The organism is Caldicoprobacter algeriensis, assembly GCF_023838525.1.
GTDB classification, from domain to species: domain Bacteria; phylum Bacillota; class Clostridia; order Caldicoprobacterales; family Caldicoprobacteraceae; genus Caldicoprobacter; species Caldicoprobacter algeriensis.
Genome location: NZ_JAHUQD010000003.1, coordinates 63,435 through 83,151, shown reverse-complemented (window position 1 = coordinate 83,151; position 19,717 = coordinate 63,435). Strand labels below are relative to the sequence as shown.

The following is a 19,717-nucleotide window of genomic DNA, read 5'->3' as shown; positions in this document are numbered from 1 at the left end:
GCCGCTACACGAAAAAAGAGCGCTCAACTGTCCCAGCTCTCCATCAGCAGCTCCACCTGTTCCAAGGAATCCACTACCCACCCTTCCTTTATGCGCTCTTGAATGTCAGCATTCAAAAACGCCGTATCGATGTTTGTTTGGTGTACCAGATAAACGCCCTGGCCATCTTCAAGAGGCCGGTAGATGGCTATGCGGCCATTCTTCTCCCTTATGATATAATGATTGGGACAGTAACCGTCGACTTCCTCACACAGCCACACAATTGATGGCGAAAACTCTTTTATAGCCCACGAAGAATACGTGCTCTCAATCTGTTCTTTTGAAAGCCCGGCTTCTTCTGCAGTTGCGGACCTATAAGAAATTGAATTGTGGCCACAACTCTTATACGTCCTCTCAAAGATAAAGGTAGTCTCCTGGGATGTGATCTGAGGTGGTTTGACCGCTGCCAGATGTTCAAAAGAGTCCGACAGTGCGCCTGCCTTGTTCACTTGTGGCTTCTCGTTGCCAATGCGCTCTTCTTCCTGAAACATCTCCGTTAGAAGGGTATAAGAATAGCCCATTACCATTCCCAGTATCATCAACGCCACCACGCCCACAAAAACACTCTTTCGGCCGATGTACACTATAATCCCTCCAAAATATGGATTTGGATTATAGTGTTCCCATTTTTTACACTTGTTATACATAGGCCACGTGAGATTGGGGCCTGTAGCGGTGGCGTCGCTCAAAGCCGCTGGGCCTTGTCGCACCCGCCACCTTCCATTGAACGGATAGCAGTTCAACATATACAAATCGCAATGACCATATATTATTCCATCTTCAGATTTGTAAATACGTTTTGTACGTCATCATGGTCTTCCAGCTTTTCAATGAGGTTCATCACCTTATTGCTAGCCTCCTCATTGACCTCCACATAGTTCTGGGGAATCATGGCTATCTCAGCGGTCACAAACGAGTATCCCGCCTTTTCAAGCTGCTCCCTTACATTGGAAAAATCCGACGGGGCTGTAATGATCTCAAATACGTCCCCCTCATCGGATATATCCTCGGCGCCGGCCTCCAAAGCCTGCAGCATAAGCTCCTCTTCATCTGTATTTTCATCCTTCTCTATGACCAGCAGCCCCTTTCGGTCAAACATCCATGCCACACATCCAGCAGCTCCCAGGTTTCCCCCGTGGCGCTCAAATATGTGGCGGATGTCGCTGGCCGTCCTGTTCCTGTTATCCGTCAAGGCTTCAACAATTATGGCCACACCATTGGGGCCATATCCTTCATAGACGACTTCTTCGTAATTTACCGTCTCCAACTCGCCGGCGGCCTTCTTAATGGTCCTCATGATGTTCTCACTGGGCATGTTGGCCGCTTTAGCTTTGGCGATGGCGTCCCTCAACCTGGGGTTTGTTTCAGGATTGCTTCCTCCCTCCTTGACAGCCACTGCAATCTCCCTGCCAAGCTTGGTAAACAACTTGCCTTTTTGAGCATCAGTCTTTTCCTTTTTGTGCTTGATGTTTGCCCATTTTGAATGTCCAGCCATAGCATGCAACCTCCTGAACTGACGCTTATTTCTTTCCTATAATAGCATAAGTTCATCAAACTGTGAAGAGGTTGGTTTTTACAGCCATCGCGGTTAATAAAACAAATCACAACCTCGACGATGACGTTATCCACGTCCACCGTCAGGAACGAATGCCTTTGCGCCAGCGTGCCTTCATGATAGGTTTCAACTATTACCACCGGCTTTTGATTGAAAAGGGCCGCCTTCTTTACCGTGCCAGCCTCTTCCCAACCGCCATCATGAGGGAGTATCTTGTAGCTGAAATGCTGCAGGCCCTGATCTATGAATGAATAGTCTTCATCGGCATAGGGCTTGTACGGGTCATGGTTTGCATACACAGGGCTTCTGAGCACGGTCATTCCCAATACATTGTTGGATATATCAAAACTGTATTTCCCGTCGTTTATTATGCTTACGCCGTATCTATTGGAGGTGCCGGGCATAATGCCGGTTACATCTACCCATGACTGTCCCGGCTGCTCTCTGCCATCGTCACACCTCGTTATACACCCATAAGGAATCTCAAAGGTATTCTGCCTAAGTTCATCGTGTACCACAGGAAAATCAATGCCTGAATCTTCTATCTGAGCAAAGAACTCTTCTGGTGTGCTGAATACCAGCTCAGGCATATCCTCCCTCTTTGACAGCTCGTATATGCTCTCTATGTTCTCCGTCAGTAAAAAAGTCCAAGACGGCATGCACCGTATCAACAATTTACCCTACATTCCACGCCGAGACCCATTCTCCGCTCCAGGAAGGCAAATCCGCGATCAGCCTTTATTACCATGGAGCCTTGCCACACGATGACCTTATCACCATTATAGGCTGCAGCAATATAGCAGTCTTAAGGGGTATATCGCCTTCCATGATGTCCACCAGGTGCTTGACCGCTATCTTGCCCAAATCATAAAACGGCTGTTTGACCGTCGTTATAGGCGGAGAGGTGTATTCGGCCAAAATGCTATTGTCAAAGCCTGTAACCGAGATATCCTCTGGCACCCTCAATCCCCTGCTCTGTATGGCCTTTATGGCACCGTTGGCACAGTAATCGTTCGAACATACCAGAGCGGTGAATTTTGCTCTATCCAACAGCTTATTTGTAGCTGTATATCCTCCTTCAACCGTCCAATCCGACTCTATGATCAATTCGGGATCAGGTTCCAGGCCGCAACTCTTCATGCCCTTTACAAAACCTTCCAGCCTCAAATTTGCAGCGCTCATATTGGAAGGTCCTCTAAGATGGGCTATTCTCTTGTGGCCCAAAGAATGCAGGTATTTGATAATATCGATTACTCCTTGAACATTATCGATGTCTATGGAGCTAACCGCCGAATTCGACGCGTTGTCACCTATAAAAATAATGGGATATCCTGATTCAGCGATGTGTTCCATCTCTTCAGGATCTCTAATTTGGAACGTTCCCAAAATTAATCCATCCACCTGGCCTTCCTTAAACAGATCAAGATAATCCTTCTCATCCTTCTTGTAAGCAGCACGGCTATAAAAGGTACAGACATAGCCATACTGAGAGGCCACGGCCTGTATCCCAGCCAATACTCCAGAATAGTATATGTTGGAGATGTCATCTACCACAACGCCTATCACATTGGTCTTATTGAGAACCAATCGCCTTGCATTGACGTTTGGCTTATATTTAAGCTTCCTTATGGCCTCTTCTATCCTCTTGGCAGTAGATGCCCTTACCTTTCCTCCATTGAGATACCTTGAAACGGTGCTTTTTGAGGTGTTGGCCATTTTGGCGATATCTATGATGGTAGGTGACATCTGTAAACCAGCTCCCATTCTGGTAACGTTCCCACTTCAATTGTCATGGTATCACAATCGCATGGCAGTGTCAATAAAAATTTACGCTATTTTTAAAAAAAACAAATTTACCCGAGCTATTCACAGCTATAGACATAAGATACCTTATAACCAACCCTAATGGTCATGTACACAATTAGTTGTGTGTGCTAAAATTAAGACACCAATATATAGTATTTCATCATAAATCTCTAAACAGGCATAATAAGGCTTATAAAACGGTGCGAACAAAAGCGAGACAAACAATGGTCATTCAAGAGCCATCGATCCCCGGGGAATTGGCTGAAGAGTTTGACGTCAGATAAAAAAATCGATCTATGCTTTTGAAAGGAGATTGGATGCCATGATAACGCAGATTCGCAAGCGAGATGGAAGGATTGAAAAATTTCAGCCCGAAAAGATTACCTGGGCAATATTCAAAGCGGCTATGGCATGCGGAGGTAATGACTTTAATCGTGCCGAAGAGCTGTGCCGTCAGGTGGTTGACATAGCCAACCTCAAGTTCGGCAGCAAAATCCCCGATGTGGAAGAAATACAGGACATCGTAGAGAAGGTGCTTATTGAAAACGGCCACGCTCAAACGGCAAAGGCGTACATATTGTATCGTGAAAAGAGAAGAAATGCCAGAAATCTAAACGCCTTGATCGGTGCCACCATCGAGATATTTTCAAATTATCTGGGCGATAAGGATTGGCAGATAAAGGAAAACGCAAACACCCACAAAAGCGTAAATGGCCTCAACAATTACGTGCGCGAGGTGTTTACCAAAAACTACTGGCTGCACGAAATCTATCCCCAGGAAGTCAGGGAAGCACACGAAAGCGGCGATTGCCATATCCATGACCTTGGTTTCTTTGGCCCCTACTGTGCCGGGTGGGACCTTCGCCAGCTCTTGCTTGAGGGATTCGGTGGAGTACCAGGCAAGGTTGAGAGCAAACCCGCCAAACACCTCCGCTCATTTTTGGGGCAGATTGTGAACTCCACCTTTACCACCCAGGGCGAGACTGCGGGAGCTCAAGCCTGGTCTAGCATTGACACCTACTGCGCTCCTTTCATCCGCTATGACAAGATGACCTACAGCCAGGTGCGCCAGTGCATCCAGGAGTTCATATTCAACATCAACGTACCCACGCGGGTGGGGTTCCAGTGTCCCTTTTCCAACCTGACCTTTGATATCAAGGTGCCCTCTACCCTGCGCGATCAGCCCGTCATAATAGGCGGCCAAATGATGAACGAAACCTACGGTGAGTTCCAGGAAGAAATGGATATGTTCAATCGTGCCTTCTGCGACGTCATGCTGGAAGGCGACGCAAAGGGTAGGGTATTCACCTTCCCCATCCCCACCATAAATGTTACCCCGAACTTCGATTGGGACAGCCCGGTGGTCGAAGATTTCATGAAGATCACCTGCAAGTATGGCATACCGTATTTTGCCAACTACATAAATTCCGACCTGTCCCCTGAAGACGCTGTATCCATGTGCTGCCGTTTGAGGCTGGATATAACCGAGCTCAGGAAGCGCGGTGGTGGCCTTTTCGGCAGCAATCCCATGACCGGCTCCATTGGTGTGGTAACCATAAACCTCCCCAGAATAGGATACCTGTCCTCATCCGAGCGCGAGTTCAAATCCCGCTTGTGGAGGCAGGTCCAGATTGCCAAGACCGCCCTGGAGATCAAGAGAAAGGTCATCGAACAGCAGTCCGAAAAAGGCCTTTACCCTTATTCCACCCACTACCTACGCCATATAAAGGAGCGCACAGGACAGTACTGGTATAACCACTTCAGCACCATCGGCATTGTGGGCATGAACGAGGCGCTGCTCAACTTCATGGGCAAGGACATCACCACTCCAGAAGGGCAGGCCTTCGCTATAGAGATCATGCACTATCTGCGTGACCTGCTCATAGAGCTGCAAAAGGAGACAGGCCACTTCTATAACCTGGAAGCTACGCCGGCTGAAGCCACAGCCTACCGCTTGGCCAGGCTAGATAAAAGCAGATATCCCGACATAATAACCGCAGGGGACGATGAAACGCCCTACTACACCAACTCCACCCAGCTGCCGGTGGGCTATACCGACGACATATTCGAGGTGGTGGCTCTACAGGATGAGCTGCAGTCGCTGTATACCGGGGGAACAGTGCTGCACCTTTACCTAGGCGAGCAGATAGAGGATACTGCCGTGGCCAAAAAGCTCATCCAAAAGATCTTCACCCAATCCAAAATACCCTATATATCCATCACTCCCACCTTCAGCATATGCAACCAGCACGGGTATATAAAGGGAGAGCATTTCAAGTGTCCTCAATGCGGAGCCGAGACAGAGGTGTGGTCAAGGGTGACGGGCTATTTAAGGCCGGTACAAAACTACAATCCCGGCAAAAAGCGTGAGTATTATGACCGCAAGAAATTTAAAATACGGGAAGAGGCGTTATGAGGATAGCTGGCATACAAAAGAACTCATTCGTGGATTATCCGGGCAATATCGCTGCAGTGGTGTTTACCCCCGGGTGTAACCTGAACTGCTACTTCTGCCACAACCGCCATATAATCAATCCGGAAAACATCGATGTGACATATGATATAAACGACGTAATGCGGTTTCTTGACGCCCGCCGCTCATTCCTTGATGGGGTGGTAATAAGCGGCGGGGAGCCCACCTTTCAGCCCGACCTCGAAGAATTTATCGTAAAAATAAAAGGGCTGGGATACCTGGTAAAGCTGGATACCAACGGCACCCGCCCTTCTGTGCTCGAAAAACTGATAAACAAGAATTTGGTGGACTACATCGCCATGGATATAAAGGCCCCGTTTGAGAAGTACAACGAGATCTGCGGAGTGGAAGTTGACATCACCAGCATCCAGCAAAGCATAGAGATTATAATGAACGCCGGGTGCGACTACGAGTTCCGCACCACCTTCGTGCCCAACCTGAATAAGGATGATATACTGGAAATTGCCCGAACGATAAGGGGCGCAAAGCGGTATGTACTGCAGCAGTTCAGAATACCACAAAAACAGAAAAGGATAGAGGATATACGGCTTTACCGCACTCCCTATCCCCCTCATGTTTTCGCCGAAACGATATCGGAGATAGCTCCACTGCTGGAATCATGCCTTACGCGCGGAGTAGAGTAATCACAGGAATAGAATAGGAGCTGACAAATCATCTGATTGAAGGCTTCCACTATTTACATGAACGCCAAAGCCTATCCCCTGTGCCCGTGCCTCCAGCAATGGCCACGGCAAAACCCCATACCCTGCCCTGGAGGTACATGGCACACCACATCATTTGAACCACAATGTGGGCATGTATAAACCCCTTCTTTAATCTTAGAAAAATTCTCATAGCTTTCATCCCACTGGGCCATGCATTGACGGCAATAAACCCTGCATATATTTCGAGTGAAGTACCCTCCTCCAATCCTTATAGCCTTGCCGTTGACCAGGGAATCGGCCACCTTTTCACGGGCGCTGTTTAAGATGCGCTGGAAGGTCTGGCGTGAAATGCCCATTCTCTCAGCACAGGCTTCCTGATCCAATCCCTCTAAGTCCTTGAGGCGCAGCGCTTCCAGCTCCTCTATTTGAAGTATGTTCTCTTCAACTTCACTCTGCGGCACGTCGACGGGTATAAAATGCCTGACGTTGGGTATAAATTCCACCCTTCGCCACTTGACGGGTCTTGCCATAACTTCACGCTCCTTCCTTGCTTATTTTAGCACATAACGCGCTGGTTAACCAGGTATAAAAAATCCCGCCCATCATTGAGACGGGCGGGATCCCCCTTGGAAACTTTACATCAGCCCAAGCTGTACACCGACCAAGTCACTGCTTAAAGCCACCTTCTAGCTTATCAGAACAGCGAGAAGGCTATAAACAGGGTTGCCGCCAGGGAGGATATCAAGGAAACCACGGTCACCTGAGTATTAAGCGATGGTCCAGCGGTATCCTTGAATGGGTCACCGACGGTATCGCCGATAACGGCAGCCTTGTGGGCATCCGACCCTTTACCGCCGTGAACCCCTGTCTCGATGTATTTCTTGGAGTTATCCCACAGACCACCGGAGTTAGCCATCAACAGAGCCAGGAACAGACCAGATACTATGTTTCCGGTTAGAAATCCGCCAATTGCATGGATTCCTCCAATAAACCCTACCACCAGCGTCACCACGATGGCCATCAAACCGGCAGGAATCAACTCTTTTATGGCACCTATGGTTGCGATATCGATGCACTTCTCATACTCGGGCCTGACACCCTCTTTGCCTTCCTTAAGGCCGGGTATGGTCTCGAACTGGCGATGGATTTCGGCCACCATTCGTTCAGCGTTTCGGTCAACACCCAGCATCAACATGGCAGCAAAGACAGCCGGTACCGCCAGCCCTACCATTATGCCAAAGAATACCAGCGGATTCATTATATTGAAACTTATGTCGGAGCCCGTCACATTCATTACCGTCTCTCGATAAGCTCCAAGCAATGCGATGACGGTGAGCCCTGCTGCACCAATGGCAAACCCTTTGGTTATAGCCTTGGCGGTGTTTCCAGCAGCATCTAGCTCATCGCTGATGACCAGAGCATCATCTCCCATCTTGGCCATCTCAACCAGACCGCGTGCATTGTCCACAATTGGACCAAAGGCGTCGTTTGAAATGATCATTCCTACAACAGATAACATGCCTATGGCTGCCATGCTTATACCAAACATGGCATAGCTTGCTCCCAGAGGTTCGCACAGCTTATAGGCTACCAGCGCCGAAAAGCCGATACCCAGCAGCGCTGGGAAGCAGCTCAACAATCCATAGGAGAAACCGCTGAGGATAGTGAAAGCCGGCCCTATGCTGGATGCCTTAGCCACTTTCTCAACAGGTTTTTTGCCGTCCCCTGTGAAATAGTCCGAGGTGATACCAATGATAACGGCAACAATGAGCCCTACCATGGTAGCGCCCCAGATTCGCAAATCATACTTGAAGGCCAAAGATACCACAAGCGTCAAAACCGCAAACAATACGGTGGTAATATAAGTCCCTGTGTTCAAAGCCTTGCCAGGATCTTTGTGCTTGCCCATGCCTATGAACAACACGCCCAGTATAGAGGCCAGCAAACCTAAAGTAGCATAACAGAACACCATATGCTGCTGGCCGAGGGACAAACCTATAACCATAGCAGCCGCGATGGAAGCTATGTTGGAGTCAAACAGGTCAGCGCCCATGCCGGCCACGTCACCGACATTATCACCTACGTTATCTGCTATTACCGCCGGGTTCCTTGGGTCGTCCTCTGGGATCCCCAGCTCAACTTTACCCACCAGGTCAGCGCTCACGTCAGCGGTTTTGGTATAAATTCCACCCCCCGCCTTAGCAAAAAGCGCCAGCGTACTTGCACCAAAGCTAAAGCTCAATACTGTATTGGGATCCTTGGTGAGGAGATACAGTATGGATGCTCCAAACAAGCTGCAGCCCACCACAGCCATACCCATAACAGCTCCGCCCTTGAAGGCCACTTCAAAAGCGGGGGCTATACCCTTCTTGGAGGCCACAGCCGACTTCAAATTGGCAATGGTAGCAATGTCCATACCGATCTTACCTGCCGTCGCCGAAAGCGAGGCACCAAATAGGAAAGTAAGAGCCATTCTAAAGTTGGTCCAAAAGTTACTCTTCCATATAGGATGGGGCAGGAAAAGTAAAATTAAGAATGCCAGCACTGATGCAAATACAGCCAGTATCTTGTACTCCCTCCGGAGGAAGGCACTGGCTCCGCGCCTTATAAGCTGTGCAATCTCTTCAGCCTCTTTGTCGCCGCCTGGTTGCCGTTTTACCCATTGGTACAGGTATCCTGCAAGCAAAAAGGAGGCAACTGACACTACGATAGCTGCGTAAACCCAAAACACCTTCCATTCTCCTCTCCTTTAAAAATTTTTTAAAAGCTTATGCCGCACGGTCTCCCGCCTGCAAAGCACAGCTGCTTCTGCCACTCAAGCAACCGCACGTTTACAAACGCAAGCCCTGCAGCAAAATTTGATCTTTTTAAGCATCATGGTTTTTAAAGGCTCTCATCAATATCTTTACCATCAGGTAGAAAAGCGCCAAAGTGGTATAAACGCCTGCTACCCCAACTACCATGAGAAAAAGGGATTTAGTAAGGTCCGACGCATGTGCAATGCTTTCAAGCATACCATCACACCTCCCAGCTTAACCTGCCAAAAGCGGCACCAGTGCTAAGATCAATCCCCCTGCGATTATGGAGCCCAGCTGGCCCGCCACATTGGCGCTGACTGCATGCATAAGTATGAAATTCGAAGGGTCTTCCTTCTGTGCCATCCTCTGAATAACCCTTGCAGACATTGGAAATGCCGATATACCAGCTGCCCCCACCATGGGATTGACCTTCTTCTTGAGGAAAAGGTTCAGGAACTTAGCAAACAGCACGCCACCCGCCGTGTCGAATATGAAAGCTCCCAGTCCACCCAGAAGGATGACCAGCGTCATGGGCTGCAGAAAGTCCTCTGCAACCATCGTCGAACCGATGGTGATTCCCAGCAATATGGTTACAATATTTGCCAGCTCGTTTTGAGCCGCCTTAGAAAGCCTCTCCAGCACTCCGGATTCCCTTATCAGGTTACCGAACATCAAGAGACCCACTAGCGGCACGCTTATAGGCGCTATAATGCCTGCAATAACTGTAACAAATATAGGAAACAAAATCTTGACACGCTTGGGCACCTTGACATCCTTATATTCCATTCTGATCATACGTTCCTCTTTTGTAGTCAAAAGCCTGATTACGGGCGGTTGAACGATGGGAACAAGAGACATGTAGGAATACGCCGCCACCGTTATAGGCCCAAGGTATTTCTGTGCAAACTTGCTTGCCACAAAGATGGCTGTGGGACCATCGGCAGCTCCTATAATCCCTATGGCCGAAGCAACTTTAAGGCTGTCAGCTCCAACCAACAGCGCGATGACTGTTGTAGCAAATATCCCAAACTGAGCTGCAGCGCCAAAGAAGAGCATCTTGGGATTAGCAAGGAGAGGGGTAAAATCGATCATGGCCCCAACGGCTATAAAGATCAACACCGGGAAAAGCTCAGTCTGAATGCCGGCATCAAACAATATCTTTAGCACCCCTGGAGTGCCTTCATACTCTAAAACCGCAGAAAGCGGCAGATTGACCAATATAGTGCTGAAGCCTATAGGCAGCAACAGCATTGGCTCGTATTCTTTCTTAATTGCAAGATAGATTAAGAAACCGCCTATTGCATACATGATTATCTGTTGTAAACCTATATGAGCAAACCCCACAAACAGCTTATCCATAATCTACCTCCATAAATCAAACTAAATTGTAAATTTTTAGTATATGTTGACCTCAAAAAATAAAACCATCATAAAATACTCAGCAGAGAACATCTATGCCTTTCGACCGGTTAAAAGACGCATATCGCCTCCCTTCAGCTTACCCATCAATACCGTTAAAATCAGCAAAACACAGTAATTTTGAAAGATTTTACCGCTATAAATAGAAAAACTGACGGATATGCCCATCAGTATAGATACAAGCGGTATATGAAGCTTGACAATACCCCCTCCTTAAGCTGCATATCCTGGTCCCTCCACAAAATCACTAGTGCAATTATATCATATCGCCGAATAAATGCAATAGTACTCCATTACTTTTTTTAAACGCTTTTTAAATTCATTTTACAAAAATTCCGAGCAATCGAGATTTTTTTACGTTTTACTAGGTATGAAACCCTCAGCAATCACCAAAGGCACTTTATTCCTTTTAGCGCTAGTAGATGCCAGGCTGGCAAGATTGATAAGATTTTCCATATCGTCTACATAATCCCCAGAAAAGCGGCTTTTTTCTCGCCTGCCTCCTGAAATGCCGGCAGAAGCCGTAATATTTACTTTGATGCTGTACTCATGCTGCGATATGACGTTCAAAAGCTCCTTGGCCAATTCTATACATCGCTCTTTTTTATAAGGGGTCAACACGGCAAATTCATCACCGCCGTAGCGGCATAAAAAACAATCAGCAGGTACTTTGGCTTTAAGCAAATCGCTTATTTCCTTCAGTATCAGATCCCCAAATATATGGCCATATTCTTTGTCAATGATGCCAAAACCATCAATATCTATAAATATTATGGATACTTCTTTGCCATTTCTGAGCAGTTTAACCCCTTCATAGATTATATAATCCTTTTTGTTTAACTGGGTAAGCATATCAAAATGCTTGGCAATCTCAAAATAAAGCCTGGTCTTTGTAACCAAACCTATAAGCTGTCCTTTCTCTACTACCAGCAATCTTTCTATACAATATTTATCCATTTTTTCCTTTGCTTCCCATAATGAAGCCGTAGGCTTAACATAAATGGGAGGCGCAGTCATGGCATCAGCCACCAACCGGTTAGGATGAGAGGATATGATATCCCAGGTGGTTATAATGCCTACCAAACGCCCATTCTCCATTACCGGCAAACATCCAATCCTCTTCTGAGCCATTACTTGCCGAGCATTATCCACGCTGTCCATCGATTCAATTGTAATGAGGTCTTTTTCCATTATGGAGGACACCGTCGTAATCATAGCTCAACGGTTTTGCTAACACACAACACAATACTCAGCTGAACCTTAAAAATAGTTGCTTCGTTAGCCACCTTCCCTCCTTCTTCCAATATAAGGGAAATAAGACGATCGCAAGCCACCATTTGCATAAGGGCCTTTCGAATCACCACTGCTTCTATAGTAGGGTGTTGTACCTTTATAACCTCATATTGGTTGGGAGATATAATATCCACCATCCTCTTGGCAGCCTCAAAACCGATAGGTGCCTTGCGACCTATTATAAGCGCATCCTGCATTGGGGGCATTTCAAACTCAGACAACCTCAAGGTTATTTCCATCTTTTTAGAACTGACTGATGAATCAGCCATAGTAAATACTCCTTCCCCACCAGAAACCCCTTACAGCCTCAATTTAGGACTTAATACCTATGATGTTAGACCTACTTTACTAGTTATTGTAATACATTTCTATGAATAATACAAGGGAAAAATGAGCATAAGCATGTTAACCCATAACTTAAGTCCCATTTTACGTAAGCAAATCCTCCTACAAAATACGACAAATAATACCAAAGCCCTATTGTATTTAAACCTACAATAATTTAAAATAAAAACATACAATGTAAAATTTTATACAAATATGGAGCTAAAAAGGAGTGTAAATGATGGCACTCTTATGTGGCCTAAAAAAGCTGTTTAGCAGGCACAGAAAATTTGCTCCTCCAAATGAATACAGGTTGACACCTAAAGAGCGTGAAAGCGTAATAGTATTCTTTTCTGTTGTAATATGTTGCCTCTTGGTAGTGCTAACCCTCAAGATGATATACTAAGCATACCATTATGACCCCCCAAAAAGACGGAAAGGACATAAATGTCCTTTCCGTCTTTTTGTTATACAAGGCTACTCCTCCTGCTCGTCCTCCTGGGAGTACAAACGCGGATTGGAAGATCGAGCGTTATCGCGTACATCTTCAAGTTGTGGCGGAAACAGCGGAAGCCTAAAGAATTCTTCGCAGAGATTCTCTGCAAATTCTTCACAGGGAGGAATCTCGCAAAACCCAAACGAAGGTACCAGCAGGTCAACCTTGGCTACAATCTTCAGAATGATGGTGATGCATACATCAACCTCAAACCTCAAAACGTCACCGTGCAGCGCCTTGCCTGATACGCACATAGCGTTAACAATACTCTCCAACTGGAAGGGAATTACCGATTCATCCGGTACAAAGAGTATTACATCCTTTGGAACAACTATAGTGCTGTTACCAATACCCCTATTGCCTTTTGCATCCTCAAAAATTACCTCCACCGGAATCTCTACTTTAGTTTGTATCCTTGCAAAATTTGGGCGATCCGGCAGCCTGGTAATCTGGGTTCCTACCAATTTGCCTTTCACGCTGGTGCTTCTGCAACCTATGAAGGTAAATGGCGGTGTAAAGTCCCTCCAATCACCGCATATGTCTTTTACCGTAATCCTTATATCCTTTAAAGTTTCCTGCTGGAGACAAGCATCATATACTTTATTTACTTGGATGCACACCTTTTCGATTATCTTTTTACATGCATCAAAGCCGATCCGACTAGGACACCGTTCATTGCCCTGATTTTTATATGAATAGAAAGACATTTTCAAACCTCCTTTTCTCACAGTATATGTCCGAGGAAATCTATATTTCCTCTCACTGCATAATATGTAAAAATCCAATTATGTGTGATAACGCATGTGATAAATTCTCGAATCATATCATAAAGATTTACTAAAACGCTTGTGTTGAAACGGGTGATACCATGTTAATGAGTGTCGATAAGTCATTTGTGCTCAAAACCTCCTCGGGAAATCGATGGCATTTCTTCCTCTCGCCTGAACAGAACATAGTGTATTCTCAATCAGATTCCCAATCAGAAATCGGGACAACTACTCAGAATGTTTTGCTGGATTCCCAGCCGGTTAAAGACCTGGCGGCCACAATCGACTCCAGCGATAACATCCATGTATTGGCATATACTGTAACAAACCAGCTGGTATATTACCGGTGGAACGGCCTCAAATGGCAACGCCAGACAGTGGAGTACATTCGATCTCCGGCACAAAACATTTCCTATTTCACCATAATGGCATACCGGGATATCATCCACATACTGTATTACATCAAGGGCTCATTAAGGCGTGGAACAGAATTCCTGATACATTATCGAGGTAATGGGAATAAATGGACAAGGCAAAGAATGTGGACCTTTGCCTCTGACAGCCTTACGACCATAGAGAACACCTTTGTGGACAACCTAGGAAACGTGCATCTGTTATTCAGCCAACAATCCAACAATCAACCTTCACTCCTGTATTCTTGCTTTAGTCCCTCTTTTTCCTCCTGGGCCAATCCAATAACAATATACAAGCCTGGTCGCAAGTACGCAGAATGTTACCTGTACGCTGACCCCCGCCAACGTATTCACATCATATGGAAAGAAAAAGAAGGTACCAACCATATCATAAGGTATTTATCCGTAAGAAGCGTACTTCAACCAGAAAGCGATGCACAGGAAGCAAAAGTTATATACATGGGCCAGGACGAACCCGTCCATCCCACGCTGCTGCTATCTAATCAGCTGTATTGCCTGTGGGAGATGAAAGGCGATATATACTGCACAGCCTCACAGGACGGCGGCAATACCTGGAGTATTCCTCGAGCGATTCCCCACGCTCCCTCGGACAGCGTAACCTTTTTCTACTACACCTCGTTTGACAGGCCAGACCTTCCCCCCACTTTAAGGCTGTGGGGTATAAATTATAAAGAAGTCCTGGACCTTTCAGCTCCTCAGGCAACCCCAAACACTACAATCGCACAAAAAAAAGAAGACCAACAATTACCGTACAGCAAGCTGGAAAAAAGGATCGCTGCAATCGAACACCAGCTTGAAAACATAACCTCCAGCATTTACGCTTTTCAAGAACAATTGCTTCAAAACGGCAAGGCCATGTATTTTCTGGAAGCCATGATAAAAAAGCTCAACTTCCAGGTAGAACAGCTCAGGACAAACAGCAAACAACCCTTCCCTTACGCCGACATGCCTCAAAAAGAAAAAAGGCCCGTTCCCAACAAAGAACAGGCCTATCTAACATCGTCAACTCCACCGTCTTCAATGGACGACAATGCCACGCGCAGCACATCGCCGTCCTCGCCTCCTATACGTCCTGACAGCAATGTGCTACCCTCCAGCGAGGGTAAACAGCCCGCAGCACAGTCCAACGCCACTGCACAATCCCCGCAGGAAGCCGAAAATAGCTCTCAAGGTACAGACAGCGTCCAAACTCCAACCGCGGTACAGCCCAAAGACGCCCCTAACAGGATAACATTGGGCAACGTGGACATAATCATAAACCCACAAGACGAAGAAGACTAAAGCTATTGTTTCGGCTTAGGAACCTCCACCAGGGCATGCTCAAGCACCTGATCCATATGTTCCACCAATACTATCTTTACCTTTCGCTTAACATTTTCGGGGATCTCCTTCAGGTCCTTTTCGTTTTCAGCAGGAATTATGACCTTGGTAATCCCTGCTCTATGGGCTGCCAATACCTTTTCCTTTAAGCCACCGATGGGCAGCACCCTACCCCTCAAGGTTATTTCGCCCGTCATTGCAACATCGCTCCGGGCGGGTATCCCCGTCAGAGCCGAGATTATGGCCGTGGTCATGGTAATACCAGCCGAAGGGCCATCCTTGGGTATTGCCCCTTCAGGGATGTGCACGTGAATGTCGGTATTGTTGTAAAAATTGGGATCTATGCCGAAATCCCGCGCCTTGGCGCGTATATAGCTGAACCCGGCCTGTGCCGATTCCTTCATGACATCGCCCAGCTGACCGGTGAGCACCAGCTTCCCGGTACCGGGCATATGGATGGCCTCCACCAACAGGGTTTCACCGCCCACCGCCGTCCAGGCCAAACCTGTGACAATACCGGCCTGATCATGCTGCCCCGCTTTCTCATAGCGATATATAGGAACACCCAGATAACGCTTTAGGTTGCCGCTGGTTATTCGGACGCACTGCTGACCAGTCTCCAGTATCTTCCTGGCAGCCTTTCTGCATATGGTGGCAATCTGCCGCTCCAGATTGCGCACCCCAGCCTCCCGGGTATAATAATTGATGATATCCCTTATGACTCGCTCGGGTATCTGAACGCTCCCCTCTTTAAGCCCGTGTTCCTTCACCTGCTTAGGGATAAGGTAACGGGAAGCGATGTGCAGCTTTTCCTCTTCGGTGTAGCCCGAAATGTGAATGACCTCCATCCGGTCCAGCAAGGGCCTGGGTATGGTCTCAAGGGTATTGGCGGTGGTTAAAAACATCACTTTGGACAGGTCAAACGGCACTTCCAAATAGTGGTCTCGAAAAGCGAAGTTCTGCTCCGGGTCCAGCACCTCCAGCATGGCAGAAGCCGGATCACCGCGGAAATCGCTGCTCATCTTGTCTATTTCATCAAAAAGGAATACCGGGTTTTTTGTGCCAGCCTGCCTTATCGACGCTATAATTCGGCCAGGTATGGCCCCTACATAAGTCCTTCGGTGGCCGCGGATCTCAGCCTCGTCCCTCACACCGCCCAGGGACATCCTGACGAATTTCCTGTTGAGAGCCCGTGCGATGGACCTGGCAATGGAGGTTTTGCCCACACCAGGCGGCCCTACAAAGCACAGTATGGGGCCTTTCATCTGCTGGGTCAGCTGGTGTACCGCCAGATACTCCAGCACCCGTTCCTTTACCTTCTCCAGGCCATAGTGGTCCTCATCCAATATTTTGGCGGCCTTTTTAATGTCCGTATTGTCCTCGGTCTCAACATTCCACGGCAGCTCCACAAGCCAGTCCAAATACGTCCTTATGATCCCTATCTCGGGCGAACCGGGAGGCATTCTGTACAGCCTGTCCAGCTCTTTCATGGCCTTCTCATATGCCTCTTCAGGAAGCTGTGCTTCTTCTATTTTTCGCCTATATTCCTCAACCTCTTCGCCTATACCGTCCTTCTCACCAAGCTCCTTCTGTATGGCCTTGAGCTGTTCCCTTAAATAGTACTCTCGCTGGAGCTTGTCTATCTGTTTCTTTACCCGCTGATTGATCTTTCTCTCAATCTCCAGGATCTGAATTTCCCTGGTCAATATGCCATACAGCTTCTCCAGCCTATCCTGCGGGTCAAATGCCTCCAGGATGCTCTGCTTGTCCTCGATCTTGACCAGCACATTGGCAGCAATGATATCGGCCAGCTGGCCAGGTTTTTCAACCGCGTTGACCGATATCAGTGTATCAGGAGATACCCGGTTGCCAAGCTTTACATAATCCTCAAATATGTCCAGCACGCTTCGCATCAAAGCTTCTTGTTCGAGATTGCCTGGTTCAGGGTCATTTTCTTCAATCTCTTCAATCTCCACCTCAAAACATGGATCGGTGGATATGCACTCAACAATACGGCCACGTTTGAGCCCTTCCACCAGTACGCGTATAGTATCTCCCGGCAACTTGAGAAGCTGCTTTATTTTAGATACGGTACCTACGTGGTATATATCGTCAAAGCCGGGATCATCCATCTTTGCGTCTTTCTGCGTAACCAGAAGCAGCTCTTGGTCGTTTACCATTGCCTCTTCCAGTGCTGCGATGGACTTCTGTCGCCCTACATCAAAATGCAGCACCATATACGGAAAAACTGTCAATCCCCTAAGTGGCAGACAAGGAATACGCCTTAATTTATTATTGGCCTTCTTCCTTCGCCTGCCCTTTTTCTTTTCAGCCGTTTTCTCGGCCATATCATTATCTCCTCCACATCTATAAAAAAAATCCCGCACCTATATTTTGCACATCTTCTCGACTTTTAAATTATATATAATAACTGGATAAAAAATCAAGCTGTAGCTGTTCAACTCCATAAATACCACCTTGTATAGTATACAAAACCTTAAAACCCATAAAACACACAATAAAAAGCCGGGATGTATGGTCCCGGCCCTGACTATTTCGCCGATGCGCTTAAAAGCCCGGCCTGATGCGGTACATTTGTAATACTGGCATCATCTTCTCCATGATACATAGCATGCTCTATAACCTGCTCGATCCTCTCCACAGGAACAATCGATATACTATAGTTCTTGAAAGTCTCCTGCCAGTTCTCCATGGGGATTATCACCTTCTTTACCCCCGCCTGAACGGCCGCTTCTATCTTAGCAGCTATGCCGCCCACTGGCTTTACCACTCCCAGGATTGATACCTCTCCCGTCATGGCTACCCTGCCGTCCACAGGCTGTCCCGTTATAGCGGAATACACTGCCACCGCCATGGCGATTCCCGCTGAAGGACCATCCACAGGGATGCCGCCGGGAAAATTGAGGTGTATGTCGTAATCCCGAGGGTTTACTCCCAGCCATTTTCTTACGGCTGTCAGCACATTCTCCACCGAATCCCTGGCGGTGCTCTTCCTGCGCATTCGCTTGCCTTCAGAGCCCATCTCCTCTTCATCTATTATACCTGTCACCGTAACCATGCCTTTCCCTTTCCCAGCAGGCATGGCCGAAACCTCTACTTCCATGACAGTCCCCAGGTAAGCTCCATAAACGGCCAGTCCATTTACGCAACCCACCCTGGGCGTGCCTTGTACCTTTTTCTCCGGCCTCGGGCTGTAGTGCCCACTGTTTATCACCCATTCTATATCCTCTACGGTAATGTCGGTCCTTCCTTCGGTCAGAGCAAGGCCTCCTGCCAGCTGTATGATATTGACCGCGTCCCTACCATTGCCAGCATACTTGCCCACCAGTTCGACCGCCCGCTCGGCAATGGAAAATCCACCTTTCTTGGCCGCATTTTTAGCGATCTGCATGATCTCATCGGGCCTTAACTCTCTAAAGAATATCTCTAGACATCGAGACCTTATGGCTGCCGGTATCTCGCTGGGACTCCTGGTGGTTGCTCCAATCAGACGAAAATCGGCCGGCAACCCTTTCTGAAATATCTCATGTATATGGCGAGGGATATTGGTGTCATAGGAGCTGTAATAGGCGCTCTCAAAAAATACCTTTCTGTCTTCCAGAACTTTTAGCAGCTTGTTCATCTGTATGGGATGAAGCTCACCGATTTCGTCCAGGAAGAGCACCCCTCCATGGGCTTTGGTGACGGCGCCCGGCTTTGGCTGTGGAATGCCAGCAATACCCAGAGGCCCGGCTCCTTGATATATCGGATCGTGCACCGAACCTATGAGGGGATCGGCTATGCTGCGCTCATCAAAGCGTATAGAGGTGGCATCCATCTCGATGAACTTGGCATCTGCGCGAAAGGGTGACCTTGGATTCTTCTTTGCCTCCTCCAGCACCAGCCGTGCGGCACAGGTTTTGCCCACGCCAGGCGGCCCATAAATTATGACATGCTGAGGATTAGGTCCGCACAGCGCAGCCCTGAGTGCTTTTATCCCCTCCTCCTGCCCTATTATCTCTTCAAAGCTGGTAGGGCGGGTCTTTTCAGCCAAAGGTTCGGTCAAAGAAATCTCGCGAAGCCTTTGAAGGTTCTCAAGCTCCTTCTTCGACTCCTTCTCCACTGCAATCTTATTTCCCTGCTGGCTCTTAAGCAGGTTTAAAAAATACAGCCCTATAATTATGGCAAAAAAGAGCTGTATTATAATCACGGCACTCCCGAGCAAGTGGTATTCCCCCTTTCTAAAGATTGGCCATGAACTTTAAAAAAACTAATAACCTGGTTTTTAACTGTTCTTCTGGATAGTATATGTAGCCAGATGATTTTTA

General features: G+C 47.4%; 15 protein-coding genes and 1 pseudogene. 3 read left to right on the top strand and 13 right to left on the bottom strand.

Translation table 11 applies throughout. From position 1 onward, the window contains the following. Window positions 1-23 precede the first annotated feature (23 nt). The 4 genes and pseudogenes from KVG29_RS02650 to KVG29_RS02635 all read right to left on the bottom strand — a co-directional run bounded on the left by KVG29_RS02650 (window position 24) and on the right by KVG29_RS02635 (window position 3,340). On the bottom strand, window positions 24-749 hold the full coding sequence (locus KVG29_RS02650) for a hypothetical protein (RefSeq protein WP_252226294.1): 726 nt from the start codon (window positions 747-749) through the stop codon (window positions 24-26). A gap of 59 nt (window positions 750-808) precedes the next feature. Continuing rightward, window positions 809-1,534 (bottom strand): YebC/PmpR family DNA-binding transcriptional regulator, encoded by a 726-nt coding sequence (locus KVG29_RS02645; RefSeq protein WP_252226292.1) that lies wholly within the window; start codon window positions 1,532-1,534, stop codon window positions 809-811. A 362-nt stretch (window positions 1,535-1,896) separates the two neighbouring features. Next, a pseudogene (locus KVG29_RS02640) lies at window positions 1,897-2,184 on the bottom strand (glycoside hydrolase family 38 C-terminal domain-containing protein); the annotation flags it as partial. Between the two features lie 151 nt (window positions 2,185-2,335). Continuing rightward, on the bottom strand, window positions 2,336-3,340 hold the full coding sequence (locus KVG29_RS02635; protein ID WP_252226290.1) for a LacI family DNA-binding transcriptional regulator: 1,005 nt from the start codon (window positions 3,338-3,340) through the stop codon (window positions 2,336-2,338). Window positions 3,341-3,722: 382 nt separating this feature from the next. On the opposite strand from KVG29_RS02635, the gene KVG29_RS02630 reads away from it, so the two are divergent. Further along, window positions 3,723-5,816, top strand: a complete 2,094-nt coding sequence (locus tag KVG29_RS02630; RefSeq protein ID WP_252226288.1) for a ribonucleoside triphosphate reductase — start codon at window positions 3,723-3,725, stop codon at window positions 5,814-5,816. Then, the gene (locus KVG29_RS02625; protein WP_252226287.1) at window positions 5,813-6,517 is read left to right on the top strand and encodes an anaerobic ribonucleoside-triphosphate reductase activating protein; all 705 of its coding nucleotides are present in this window, start codon (window positions 5,813-5,815) and stop codon (window positions 6,515-6,517) included. Before KVG29_RS02630 ends, KVG29_RS02625 begins: the two co-directional genes overlap by 4 nt. Window positions 6,518-6,588: 71 nt before the next feature. Here the strand turns inward: KVG29_RS02625 and KVG29_RS02620 are convergent, their stop codons facing one another. The 7 genes from KVG29_RS02620 to KVG29_RS02590 all read right to left on the bottom strand — a co-directional run bounded on the left by KVG29_RS02620 (window position 6,589) and on the right by KVG29_RS02590 (window position 13,575). Further along, complete coding sequence (locus KVG29_RS02620) at window positions 6,589-7,068, bottom strand: DUF134 domain-containing protein (protein WP_252226285.1); 480 nt, start codon at window positions 7,066-7,068, stop codon at window positions 6,589-6,591. A gap of 164 nt (window positions 7,069-7,232) precedes the next feature. Next, window positions 7,233-9,269: a sodium-translocating pyrophosphatase gene (locus KVG29_RS02615; protein ID WP_252226283.1), complete on the bottom strand. Its 2,037-nt coding sequence runs from the start codon at window positions 9,267-9,269 to the stop codon at window positions 7,233-7,235. Window positions 9,270-9,405: 136 nt separating this feature from the next. Then, a complete protein-coding gene (locus tag KVG29_RS02610; RefSeq protein ID WP_252226281.1) occupies window positions 9,406-9,552 on the bottom strand; it encodes an OadG-related small transporter subunit in 147 nt (48 codons plus the stop codon). A gap of 18 nt (window positions 9,553-9,570) precedes the next feature. Continuing rightward, a complete protein-coding gene (locus tag KVG29_RS02605) occupies window positions 9,571-10,695 on the bottom strand; it encodes a sodium ion-translocating decarboxylase subunit beta (RefSeq protein WP_252226279.1) in 1,125 nt (374 codons plus the stop codon). Between the two features lie 414 nt (window positions 10,696-11,109). Continuing rightward, window positions 11,110-11,970 carry a CBS domain-containing protein gene (locus KVG29_RS02600; protein WP_252226278.1) on the bottom strand — a complete coding sequence of 287 codons (861 nt, stop codon included), beginning with the start codon at window positions 11,968-11,970 and terminating at the stop codon, window positions 11,110-11,112. Continuing rightward, on the bottom strand, window positions 11,967-12,317 hold the full coding sequence (locus KVG29_RS02595) for a hypothetical protein (protein ID WP_252226276.1): 351 nt from the start codon (window positions 12,315-12,317) through the stop codon (window positions 11,967-11,969). Before KVG29_RS02595 ends, KVG29_RS02600 begins: the two co-directional genes overlap by 4 nt. Window positions 12,318-12,849: 532 nt before the next feature. Next, on the bottom strand, window positions 12,850-13,575 hold the full coding sequence (locus KVG29_RS02590) for a hypothetical protein (protein ID WP_252226274.1): 726 nt from the start codon (window positions 13,573-13,575) through the stop codon (window positions 12,850-12,852). 167 nt (window positions 13,576-13,742) lie between these two features. Here KVG29_RS02590 and KVG29_RS02585 point away from each other — a divergent pair, with 167 nt between their 5' ends. After that, a complete protein-coding gene (locus tag KVG29_RS02585; protein ID WP_252226272.1) occupies window positions 13,743-15,350 on the top strand; it encodes a superantigen-like protein SSL4 in 1,608 nt (535 codons plus the stop codon). A gap of 2 nt (window positions 15,351-15,352) precedes the next feature. Here KVG29_RS02585 and lon read toward each other — a convergent pair whose 3' ends face one another. Together lon and lonB are read right to left on the bottom strand one after the other, a co-directional pair. Beyond that, window positions 15,353-17,737 carry an endopeptidase La gene (gene lon / locus KVG29_RS02580; RefSeq protein WP_252226271.1) on the bottom strand — a complete coding sequence of 795 codons (2,385 nt, stop codon included), beginning with the start codon at window positions 17,735-17,737 and terminating at the stop codon, window positions 15,353-15,355. Between the two features lie 203 nt (window positions 17,738-17,940). Next, on the bottom strand, window positions 17,941-19,614 hold the full coding sequence (gene lonB / locus KVG29_RS02575) for an ATP-dependent protease LonB (protein WP_252226270.1): 1,674 nt from the start codon (window positions 19,612-19,614) through the stop codon (window positions 17,941-17,943). Between the last annotated feature and the right edge of the window lie 103 nt (window positions 19,615-19,717).